The sequence below is a fragment of the Buchnera aphidicola (Lipaphis pseudobrassicae) genome (assembly GCF_005081185.1).
GTDB lineage: Bacteria > Pseudomonadota > Gammaproteobacteria > Enterobacterales > Enterobacteriaceae > Buchnera > Buchnera aphidicola_AD.
Genome location: NZ_CP034870.1, coordinates 458,307 through 470,025 on the forward strand (window position 1 = coordinate 458,307; position 11,719 = coordinate 470,025).

At 25.8% G+C, this 11,719-nt stretch carries 10 protein-coding genes and 1 pseudogene; all 11 read right to left on the reverse strand.

Translation table 11 applies throughout. The annotated features are described in order from the left end of the window. A partial coding sequence (gene ispF / locus D9V70_RS02165; protein ID WP_158356291.1) for a 2-C-methyl-D-erythritol 2,4-cyclodiphosphate synthase occupies positions 1 to 492 on the reverse strand: 492 nt, incomplete at its 3' end. Next, a complete protein-coding gene (ispD, locus tag D9V70_RS02170; RefSeq protein ID WP_158356110.1) occupies positions 489 to 1,223 on the reverse strand; it encodes a 2-C-methyl-D-erythritol 4-phosphate cytidylyltransferase in 735 nt (244 codons plus the stop codon). The genes ispD and ispF, both read right to left, overlap by 4 nt. Before the next feature lie 72 nt (positions 1,224 to 1,295). After that, on the reverse strand, positions 1,296 to 1,511 hold the full coding sequence (locus tag D9V70_RS02175) for a septum formation initiator family protein (RefSeq protein ID WP_158356111.1): 216 nt from the start codon (positions 1,509 to 1,511) through the stop codon (positions 1,296 to 1,298). A gap of 67 nt (positions 1,512 to 1,578) precedes the next feature. Then, on the reverse strand, positions 1,579 to 2,190 hold the full coding sequence (gene cysC / locus D9V70_RS02180) for an adenylyl-sulfate kinase (protein ID WP_158356112.1): 612 nt from the start codon (positions 2,188 to 2,190) through the stop codon (positions 1,579 to 1,581). A 1-nt stretch (position 2,191) separates the two neighbouring features. Further along, positions 2,192 to 3,613: a sulfate adenylyltransferase subunit CysN gene (gene cysN / locus D9V70_RS02185; RefSeq protein WP_158356113.1), complete on the reverse strand. Its 1,422-nt coding sequence runs from the start codon at positions 3,611 to 3,613 to the stop codon at positions 2,192 to 2,194. A gap of 19 nt (positions 3,614 to 3,632) precedes the next feature. After that, positions 3,633 to 4,541 (reverse strand): sulfate adenylyltransferase subunit CysD, encoded by a 909-nt coding sequence (cysD, locus tag D9V70_RS02190; protein WP_158356114.1) that lies wholly within the window; start codon positions 4,539 to 4,541, stop codon positions 3,633 to 3,635. A gap of 9 nt (positions 4,542 to 4,550) precedes the next feature. Beyond that, positions 4,551 to 5,975, reverse strand: coding sequence for a siroheme synthase CysG (gene cysG, locus D9V70_RS02195; protein WP_158356115.1), 1,425 nt, complete (start codon positions 5,973 to 5,975; stop codon positions 4,551 to 4,553). Between the two features lie 216 nt (positions 5,976 to 6,191). Next, positions 6,192 to 6,925 (reverse strand): annotated as a pseudogene (locus tag D9V70_RS02200) (phosphoadenylyl-sulfate reductase). A gap of 15 nt (positions 6,926 to 6,940) precedes the next feature. Beyond that, positions 6,941 to 8,650 carry an assimilatory sulfite reductase (NADPH) hemoprotein subunit gene (cysI, locus tag D9V70_RS02205; RefSeq protein WP_158356117.1) on the reverse strand — a complete coding sequence of 570 codons (1,710 nt, stop codon included), beginning with the start codon at positions 8,648 to 8,650 and terminating at the stop codon, positions 6,941 to 6,943. After that, a complete protein-coding gene (locus tag D9V70_RS02210; RefSeq protein ID WP_437177660.1) occupies positions 8,650 to 10,455 on the reverse strand; it encodes an assimilatory sulfite reductase (NADPH) flavoprotein subunit in 1,806 nt (601 codons plus the stop codon). Before D9V70_RS02210 ends, cysI begins: the two co-directional genes overlap by 1 nt. 104 nt (positions 10,456 to 10,559) lie before the next feature. Continuing rightward, positions 10,560 to 11,719, reverse strand: a 1,160-nt coding sequence (mutS, locus tag D9V70_RS03285) for a DNA mismatch repair protein MutS (RefSeq protein WP_253254794.1), incomplete at its 5' end; no start/stop codon positions are given.

Sequence of the window (11,719 nt, forward strand, 5' to 3'; positions counted from 1 at the left end):
TCTTAATAAATTTTTTTTATATTTTTTTACAAGCATTACTACTCCTTGACAAGCAATAGCTTCTTTTCTTCCAATGGAACCTATTTTTTTAGCAGTTGTAGCCTTAATACTAATATTATCTATTTTAGTACTTAGATCTGATGCTAAATTTGATCTCATAAGAAATACATAAGATGATATATTTGGAGATTCTGTGATAATAGTAATGTCAATATTAGATAAATAATAATTGATAGTTTGAATTTTTTTCCAAATATCTCTCAATAATATCCTACTATCAATATTTTTGTACTTTATGTTGCTACTTGGAAAAAATGTTCCAATATCACCCATAGAAACTGCACCTAATAATGCATCTATTATAGTATGTATTAATACATCACCATTAGAATGGGCAATTAAACCTTTTGGATAAGGAATTAAAACACCACCAATAATTAAAGGTTTGTTACTCCCAAAAGGATGAAGATCAAAACCATATCCAATTTTCATGAAAATATCTCTTTTTTTATTGAATAATCACTATAATTGTGTAAATAAAATTCAGCAAGAAGAAGATCTTCTGGCCAAGTAATTTTAATATTTCTACTATTTCCTATAATTAATAATGGATTATGCCCATAATACTCTAATGCTGATGATTCATCTGTAATATTAATTTTATCTCGAATGATTTTTTTTAAGCAATATCTTAATACATTTATTTGAAATAATTGAGGAGTTAAAGCATGCCATAAATTTTTTCTACTGATGGTATATAAAAATTTTTGTTTTGTTTTATCACTATACTTTATAGTATCAGAAACCGGTTTAGCCAAAACTGCCCCTATGGGGTTTATTTTAATAACAGATATCAATTTATCTAAATCTTCATAACTCAAACAAGGACGAACTGCATCATGTACTATGACCCAATTTGCACTTGTTTTTACCTTTAATCCAGATAATACTGAATTTATTCTATTTTTTCCACCTATTACAGAGGTAATACGAATATTTGATGATATAGGTAATTTATGAAAATAATTGTCTTTTTTATTCAAACTTACAATTACACGAATAATATTAGGATGTAATAATAATGTTTTTAATGTATATTCAAGAATGGTACGATTTTTAATTTTGATATATTGTTTTGGTAAACTTGACTGCATTCTATTTCCAATACCTGCAGCTGGAACTATAGCAATAATTTTTGATTTTAATAAATTTAATAGGATCATTATATATCCAAAAAAAAATAATGTTTAATCATTGTTAATATCTAATAGTCTAAAAAAATAATTAAAAAGATATTAAAAAATTTTTTTTTTAATTTTAATATCATTATTTAATCTATCAATTTCTAATAAAATTTGATTGTTACGAATATCAAGATCAATATTTTCTTTTGTCTCTATAATAACTTTTTTATATACCACAATGTAATCAAAAACACCATTTTTTCCAAACCAAAGAGAATATTGTAACCAAATTAATAAAACTAAAAAAAACATTTTTAATGTTTTCATATTATAATCTAAATAAGTAATTTTTATTAAAAATAAATAAATTTAATTTCAATCTATTAAATTAATATTAATAAAAAGGTATAATTTTATAAGAATACAATACTTTAATTAACTTTCTTGAATTCTTTTCTAAAGAATCAGTACCATCTAAAAGTACATCAGGTGATTCTGGTGGTTCATATTTCGATTGAACACCAGTAAAATCAGATATCTTTCCAATACGAGCTTTTCTATATAATCCTTTAGGATCTCTATCCTCACATATACTAATAGGAGTATTAACAAACACTTCTAAAAAATCTTTTTTACCTAACATTTCACAAATCATTTTTCTTTGATACTTATATGGTGAAATTACTGAAACTAAAACTATCATTCCAGAATCTAACATTAATTTAACTACTTCTCCAAGACGTCTAACATTTTCCTCTCTATCAGAAACATTAAAACCTAAATCAGAACACAATCCAGATCTAATATTATCACCATCTAATAAATAAGTATTAATTTTTCTTTGAAATAATATCTTTTCTAAAAAATTAGCAATACTTGATTTTCCTGAACCAGATAATCCTGTAAACCATACCGCAATTGCTTTATGACCGTTTTTATATTCACGTTTTATTCGTGTAATAGAGTGTTTTTGCCAAATAATATTATTATGAAAATTGTCATTCATATTAATTAGAAACCTTTTTTTTGACTAATTTAGGTATATTCCAATGTGGAAAATATCGACAAATTAAATTATGTAAATCTGTTTCAAAATTATTTTTATTATCTGGTAGTATTTCCTCGTATTGTTTCGAGTTGCTTTTAATCATTCCTGCTCCTACAGTAATATTTGTTAAAAGATCAATAAAAATTATATTACCTGTAGCTCGATTATCATTGTAATCGTCAAAAATAACAGGATCACTAAACATTACTCTAATTTGACCAATACTATTTAAAGAAAGAGAACTGCTTTTTCTTTTTATTAAAGTATTTATATCAATTTTAAATAAAATTTCTTTTATATAAACACGAGTTTTTTTTCCTGATAATTTAACGTTGTATGATTGTCCTTCTAGCAATGAGTTTTCTGTCATCCAAACAACATTCATAATGGCTTCTCGATTAGGTCTCAAAGTAGAATTAATATTTACAAAAAAATATCCTCTATTAATGTCTATTTCATCTTTTAAAACTATTGTAATTGGTTGACCAACTTTTGCATATTTTAAATCTTGATCAAAAGTTACAATTCGTACAATACGAGAAGTCATATTAGTAGGTAATATTTTAATCATTTGTCCAACATGAATCATTCCAGATACTAATATTCCAGAATATCCGCGAAAATCTGAATTAGGACGGTTTATATATTGAACTAAAAATCTTATTTCTTCTGAATGACTATTGTTTTTAATATTTATTGTTTCTAACAACCTTAATAGTGTTAAACCATTGTACCAAGGCATAAAAGTGTTTTTAAAAACAATATTTTCACCAATTAAAGCTGAGATAGGAATAAAAAAAATATTTAAATTGTTAGAAAGTTTTTTAGAAAACTCTAAAAATTTTTTTTTTATATTTATAAAAACATCTTTTTTATAGCCAATTAAATCCATTTTATTAACAGCTACAATTAAATGCTTTATTCCAAGTAATGTAGAAATAAAACTATGTCGATAAGTTTGTTTCGATAATCCTTTTCTTGCATCAACTAATAAAACAGACAAATCGCATGTAGAAGCACCTGTTACCATATTACATGTATATTGTTCATGCCCAGGAGTGTCTGCAATAATAAACTTTCTTTTATCAGTAGAAAAGTAACGATAAGCTACATCGATTGTAATTCCTTGTTCACGTTCAGATTGAAGTCCATCTACTAATAAAGCAAGATCTATTTCATCACCTTGAGTGCCATGACGCTTACTATCATTTCTTAAAGAAGATAATTGATCATCATAAATTTGTTTAGTGTCATGCAATAAACGTCCAATTAATGTACTTTTTCCATCATCTACACTACCACATGTTAAAAATTTTAATAGAGTTTTTTTTTGATGTAAATTCAACCATTGTTGAAAATGACTGTTTATATTAGTTTTCATTTTGACAATACCCCTTTTTTTAGAAATAACCCTGTCTTTTTTTAAACTCCATTGAATTTTTTTGATCATTATCAATAGCTCGACCTGTTCGTTCACTAGTTTTTACTACTAATGTTTCCATAATTACTTCTTCAAGAGTTGTTGCTTCTGATTCAATAGCATTTGTTAAAGGCCAACAACCTAATGTACGAAATCTAACCATTTTTTCTATTACACATTCATCTCTATGCATCTTAATACGTTGATCATCGACAACAATTAATGCCCCATCTCTTTCTAAAACTGGACGTATAGCAGAAAAATAAAGGGGTACGATTTTTATTTTTTCTAAAAAAATATATTGCCAAATATCTAATTCAGTCCAATTGGACAATGGAAAAATACGAATATTTTCTCCTTTATTAATTTGACCATTATAGTTCCACCATAATTCAGGACGCTGTTTTTTTGGATCCCATTGATGTAATGAATCACGAAAAGAATAAATTCGTTCTTTAGATCGTGATTTTTCTTCATCTCTTCTAGCTCCTCCAAAAGCAGCATCAAAGTTATATTTATTTATAGCTTCTTTTAAACCTTCTGTTTTCATAACATCTGTATATTTACTTCCACCATATTGAAATGGATTTAAATTTAATCGTTTTCCTTGTGAATTTGAATGTACTATTAATTCTATTCCAGAAGTGTTTGCAATATGGTCTCTAAATTGATACATTTCCTTAAATTTCCATCCAGTATCTATATGTAATAAAGGGAATGGTAACTTTCCAGGATAAAAAGATTTTTTTGCAAGATGAAGCATTACTGAAGAATCTTTTCCGATAGAATATAACATGACAGGATTTTGAAAATCTGCAATTGCTTCTCTCATTATGTAAATACTTTCTGATTCTAATTGACGTAAATGAGTAGTATTTCCTTTAAACATGACTATTCCTTAAATAAATTTTATTATAGAAGATATATTATATGTATCATGCAATGAATCTAAAGGATAAAACCATCTTAATTTTTTATGTAAACGAACAACTTCGCCAATAATTAATAAAGCCGGAGTTACTATAGAACAACTAATTATCTTTTCTATTTCATCTAAGCGACCGATAATAACTTTTTGATTAACAGTTGTTCCTTTTATAATAATAGCTATAGGTGTTGATTTCAAACGACCATACGAAATTAGTTTTTTAGCAATGTCTATAGCCTGCAAAGTACCCATATATACTACTAAAGTATATGAGGGATTACATAAAATAGAAAAATCGCTTGTAAGACCATTTTTACATTTATATCCTGTGATAAAAATAACACCTTGTGAATATTTACGATGTGTTAAAGGTATTCCAGTATATGCTGCTATACCAATAGCAGAAGTTATTCCTGGAACAATTTGAAAATCAATACCTGCATTTTTTGCAGCTTCTACTTCTTCACCACCTCGACCAAAAATAAAAGGATCACCACCTTTTAAACGTACTACTTTTTTACCTTTTTGTGCTAATACTATCAATAATTTAATAATTTCATCTTGAGTAATGTTTTTTAAACCTGCACGTTTTCCAACATAAATACGTTTTGCATCACGACGAATTAAATCTAAAACATCTTGAGATACTAAAGCATCATATAAAACTACATCTGCTTGTTGAAGTACTTGTAAACCTCTTAAAGTTAATAATCCGCTATCTCCAGGACCTGCTCCTACTAAAATTATTTCACCTCTTAGTATACTATTTTGATTCATAGTTTTATTTAATATTTCAGTTGCTTTTTTTTTATTACCATTTAAAATATGCTCTACAAAAACACTTTGAAACAATTTTTCCCAAAATCGACGTCGTTCTAATAAATTATTAAAACGTTTTTTAACTATATCCCTCCATTGTCCTGAAATTGTCGCAACATCACCTAATTTTGCTGGTAAAATTGATTCAATTTTTTCACGTAATAAACGTAATAAAACAGGCGAAGTTCCTCCAGAAGAAATCGCAGTAATAATAGGATTACGATCAATAATAGAAGGAAAAATAAAAGAACATTTTGATTTATCATCAACTACGTTTACGAATAAACAACGATCGTTACATGATTTAAATATATGTTGATTTAATTTTAAATCGTTTGTAGCAGCAATCACTAAAAACATTTTTTTTAAATAAGATGAATCAAATTTTTTAGATATCCACCTTATTTTATTTGCATCTAATAAAATTTTTACATCTGAACATAATTCTTTTGCAATAACATTAACTTTAGCTTCTGAACGAAGTAATAATGTAATTTTATTAAAACCTACTTTTCCAGCACCAATAATTAACACATTTTTAGATTTTAAATCCAAAAAAAGAGGAAGATAATTCACGTTTGCCTTTTTTAAATAAAATTATTAAAATTTTGTAAAATCACTAAAAAATATGATATTTAAATAACATATAAAATATTTTTGTATCAAGCAAAAAATATGCTTTTTAAAATAAATTTTTATAATTATATCTAATTGATAAAAAATAAAAATAAAAAACTTAAAAAGTCACTTAATAACTTTATTATCTTATAATAATGTTTTCATATATCAAATTTAATCTTCATGTAAACCACATTCACGTTTTAATCCAAAAAACCGTGTTTCTTCTTCTAACATACCCGGTACATGTTTAACAGTTGTATGAACATCTCCAAGAGATGAATATCCATCTTTTGATAAAGGATGAATCTCTAAATTATTTTTTTTTGAATATTCATATATTTTATCATTAGACCAATCTAATATAGGTAATACCTTAAAGATTCCTTTCTGAATTGATACATAAGATAATAACTGTCTACTTTTTGATTGTTCATGACGTAATCCAGCAAACCATGTTTGTACTGATAATGTATTTAAAGCGTTTTCCATTGGTTGTACTTTGTTAATATAATTATAAAAATTAATACCTTTTATACCTTTTTTCCATAATTTTCCATACCTTGCTTCTTGCCATGCTGGAGATATATTAGATCTAAAAACTTGTAAATTTAAATCATATTTTTTTTTCACAAAATCAATGAATTTATATGTTTCAGGAAATAGGTATCCTGTATCAATTAATACTATAGGAATATCAGGTTTTTGACTAACCATGATATGCAATAAAATCATAGATTGTATACCAAAACTAGATGACATAATATGTATTACAGGTAAATTTTCTAATGCCCAAACAACTCGTTCTTCTGCAGAATAACTCGACATTAATATATTAATTTCGGATAAAATTTTATTTTTTTTTTTAAATTTAATAATCGAATGTCTTGAATATCAATTTTTAACATTTTGCTTACTCCATACTAGTTCCAAAAATCATAAATAGGATTGACAATTTTTTTTACAATTTCTTTTCGAATGATAAAATCTCCCAAACCTTCTTCTTGTTCCCTTTCAATAGACCATTTTTTAATCAAGTTTTCTAGATGAATTAATACTTCTTTTTCAGTAATGTTTTCTTTATAAATTGTTGGAATACGACTTCCTATTCTATTTCCTCCTATATATAGATTATATCGACCTATTGATTTTCCAATTAAACCAATTTCAGATAACAAAGATCTTCCGCAACCATTTGGACATCCAGAAATACGAAAAACTATTATTTCTTTTTCTACTCTGTATTTTAACATGATCTTTTCCAACTGAGTAAGAAAATAAGAAAGAATACGTTCAGCTTCAGCCATTGCTAAGGGACAAGTAGGAAAAGAAACACATGCCATAGAATTTAAACGTAAATTACTAGTTTTTTTCATTAATCCATATGATTGAGCTATTTTTTCCACTTTATCTTTATTTTTTTCAGATATCTCAGAAATAATTATATTTTGATTAGATGTTAACCTAAAATTACCATCATGTATTTTTGCTATTTGAAATAATCCAGATTGTAACAATACTTCATTATTATCACATATACGTCCGTTAGGAATAAATAATGTTAAATTCCATTTATTATTGATACCTTTGGTCCATCCAAATCTATCTCCTCTACTTATAAAAGTATAAGGTCGAATTGATTCAAAAATAATATTTGCTCTGTTTTCAATCTCTTTTTTAAACTCTGCTAAACCAACATTATTAATGGTATATCTAGTTTTTGCATTATTTCGATCGGTACGATTCCCCCAATCTCTTTGTGTCATTACTATAGATTTAGCAACAGATAAAATTTTATCTGTAGATATATAACCTATTTCTTTAGCTAAAAATGGCCATGTCAATTTATTTCCATGAATAAAAGATAAACCACCACCTATTAAAACATTAAATCCGATTATTTTTTTATTTTCTACAATTGCAATAAAATTCATATCATTAGCGTATAAATCTACATCATTATACGGTGGAACAACTACTGTTGTTTTAAATTTTCTTGGTAAATAAGTTTTTCCTAAAATTGGTTCTTTATCTGTTGTAAGGATTTTTTTTTGATCTAACCAAATTTCCACATATGCTTTAGTCTGTGGTAGTAAACATTCTGAAATTCTTTTTGCCCATTTATAAGCATCTTGATGAATTAAAGATTCTGTTGGATTAGATGTACAAAGTACATTTCTATTTACATCATTTGCTGTTCCTATTGAATCTAATTCAATATCATGTAGCATTTTATGTGCATCTTTGAGTTTTTTTTTTAAAATACCGTGAAATTGAAAAGTTTGACGATTTGTTAATCTAATTGTATTATACAATGTATGCTTAATAGCAAAATAATTAATTTTCAACCATTTTTTTGCTTGAATAATACCACCTGGTAACCTACAACGAAGCATCATAGCATAACGAGGTTCTAATTTTTGCATTTGTCGTTCCAAACGCAAGTCGCGATCATCTTGTTGATACATGCCATGAAATCGAATAAGTGAAAAGTTATCCCCAGTAAAACCATTAGTGATTTCATTTTTTAGATCATCTATAATTGTTCCTCTAAGATAATTACTATCTTTTTTAATTCTTTCTGCATCAGTAATTTTTTTTTCTAAAATTGTTTTTTTATAATTATTTTTCATTAATACACATCTCTTTTATAACGTTGATTTAAACGCATTTCATTAAGAAATTCAGTAGAATCTTCAATATTCATATTATTATATTTAGCAATAATATCTAATAATGCTTTTTCAACATCTTTTGCCATCTTTGAAGCATTTCCACAAACATATATTTGAGCTCCATTTTTAATCCAAGACCATATTTCTTTTCCATTTTCTTTAATTTTATCTTGTATATATATTTTATGTTCTTGATCTCTTGACCAAGCTAAACTCATTTTAGTAAGTAATCCTTTTTTTATGTATTCTTGCCATTCTATTTGATATAAAAAATCTTCGGTAAAATTAGGATTTCCAAAAAATATCCAATTTTTCCCTTTAGATCCATCATTATCTCTTTGTTGCATAAAAGAACGAAAGGGAGCAATTCCTGTTCCTGAACCAATCATGATAATGGGTATATTTTTATCTGCAGGTAAACGAAAATTATCATTATTTTCAATAAAAATTTTTATTTTATCATCTACTTTTAAAGAACCTGAAAGATAACCAGATGCACCTCCTAAACAAACATATCCAGAAACAATTTTTTTTACGACTCCTACGGTAATATGAATTTCATCATGTGTTTCAGCTTGAGATGAAGCAATAGAATATAATCTAGGTGTTAAAGGACGCAAGAAACTAATTAATTCCTGAGAAGATATTTTTGATGAATGATCATGTATCATACTAATTAAAGGAGTTTTAGTTACATATTTATTTAATTTTTTTTCATCAGAAATAATATTCTTTAAAAATTTATTTTTTGAAAAATGAGCATAACTTTGTACTATATTTTTTGTATTTACAGTTAGTTCAAAACTATTTTCTAAAGCATCAAATATTGTAGTAATGTTATTTTTAATGCTAACTTTTTCTAATGGATTAATCGAAAGTAATTTTAGTATTTGATTAATTAAATTAGGATCATTTTTGTACCAAACACCAAGTGCATCACCAGGAGTATAATTAATATTTAAATTATTTATATCAATTTCAATATGATGAATCTCTTTAGTAGAATCTCGTCCTGTTATTCTTTGATTTGTTAATATAGTACCTAAAGCAGGGTTATTTTTAGTATAAGAAAAATTAGTTATTTTCAAATCGTCTTTCTGACTTAAAGATCTTAAAGAAGTTTTTGAATTAATATAATTACTACTAATAGTTTTTAATAACTCTTGAGACCATTTATCATAATCATCTTCATATTCAATATCAGCATCAACTCTATCTAATAATGATATTGCTCCTAATTCTTTTAATCGATTATCAAAATTCTTTGCAGCTTGACAAAATAAGTTATAAGATGTATCACCTAATCCAAAAATACTATAAGATAAATAGTTTAATTTAGGAGCTTTTTTAGATATTATAAAATTATATAAAGAAATTGCTTCTTCTGGAACTTCACCTTCGCCTTGAGTAGAAATAATCAGAATTAACGTTCTTTCATCTTTTATCTTTCTAAATTTATAATTAATAGCATTAATTAAACGATTTTTTATATTATTTTTATTTAAATATTCATGCAGACGATGAGATAATAATTTTGCGTTACCAGTTTGAGAAGCTGAAATAATAGTAACCAGTTGATCTTCATCAATTTTTTTTTTCTCGATAGGTGATGAATTAGAATTTTGATTAGCTTTTTTCCAAAAATAACCTGATAACCAAGCACATTGAATATCAGAACAAGTCATTTCTAATTCTTTTAAATGATTCAATTGCTCTGAACTTAATGGAAGTAAAATATTAAACATTTTTTGATTTTGTATCATACTAAAAATCCAGATTTTATTATATTAAATAGGTGATATTTTTAATGAAATATAACTTATAAAAAATTAATTTTATATTATTTCAAAATAATATTAAAAAAACACTATATATTTTCTAATTCTACTAATTTTTCTTTTGCAATTTTTATAACTGTATCAGGTAATCCAGATAATGATGCTACTGATATAGCATAACTTTTTTTTGAAACACCATTTTTAATTTGATATAAAAAAGCTATATGACCATTACTTTCAATAGCAGTAAAATGAAAATTTTTTACAAAATTTTCACTTAATGCTAATTTTGTTAATTCAAAAAAATGAGTAGATAATAATGTCATAGATTTATTTTTATTAATTAAATATTTAACACATGACCAAGATAAGGCTAATCCTTCATTAGTCGAAGTTCCTCTTCCTAATTCATCTATTAATACTAAACTATTAGATGTAGCATTATGAAGAATATTAGATATTTCTGTCATTTCCATCATAAATGTTGAACATCCATTACTTAAATCATCTGCAGAACCAATTCTTGTAAAAATTTTATCCACTGAACCAATTAAAGCATATTCTGCAGGAACAAAACTTCCTATCCAAGCCATTATCACAATAAGTGCAACTTGACGCATATAGGTACTTTTACCACCCATATTAGGTCCTGTAATAATAATTACTTTTTGTTTTTTTGATAAAACAATAGAATTTTTTATAAATGGTGTTGTCAAAAAATGTTCAATTACCGGATGACGACTATTTAACAAAGAAATTCCATATTTTTTCGTCATAATGGGACATTTGTAGTTTAAAGATATCGAACGTTCAGCTAAATTTACTAATACGTCTAGCTCTGCAAGGGCTAATGAACTGTTTTTTAAATCATTTAAAAAAGGTCTTATAATATCAAAAATTTCCATATATAATTGTTTTTCTAAACGTAATGATTGTACTTCTGCATTAGTAACTTTTTTTTCATATTCTTTTAATAACAATATACTATACCGCTCTGTATTTTTTAAGGTTTGTACTCGTTTATAGTGTTTTGGAACTAAGTGGATATGACGTTTGTGTACTTGAATATAATATCCAATGATACTGTTGTATTTAATCTTTAAAGATTCAATCATTAATTTATCTTTTTGTTCTTGTTCAAAATTTTTAATATATTCTTTTGCGTTTTTCTTTATAGATCGTAATATATCAAGTTGAACATTGTAAGATTGAGCTATGACATCTCCATCTCGAATAGATTTAGATGGTT

Coding starts and splice junctions, on each gene's coding strand:
- ispD (WP_158356110.1), bottom strand. CDS start 1,223: ATGATCCTATTAAATTTATTAAAATCAAAAATTATTGCTATAGTTCCA.
- D9V70_RS02175 (WP_158356111.1), bottom strand. CDS start 1,511: ATGAAAACATTAAAAATGTTTTTTTTAGTTTTATTAATTTGGTTACAA.
- cysC (WP_158356112.1), bottom strand. CDS start 2,190: ATGAATGACAATTTTCATAATAATATTATTTGGCAAAAACACTCTATT.
- cysN (WP_158356113.1), bottom strand. CDS start 3,613: ATGAAAACTAATATAAACAGTCATTTTCAACAATGGTTGAATTTACAT.
- cysD (WP_158356114.1), bottom strand. CDS start 4,541: ATGTTTAAAGGAAATACTACTCATTTACGTCAATTAGAATCAGAAAGT.
- cysI (WP_158356117.1), bottom strand. CDS start 8,650: ATGAAAAATAATTATAAAAAAACAATTTTAGAAAAAAAAATTACTGAT.
- D9V70_RS02210 (WP_437177660.1), bottom strand. CDS start 10,455: ATGATACAAAATCAAAAAATGTTTAATATTTTACTTCCATTAAGTTCA.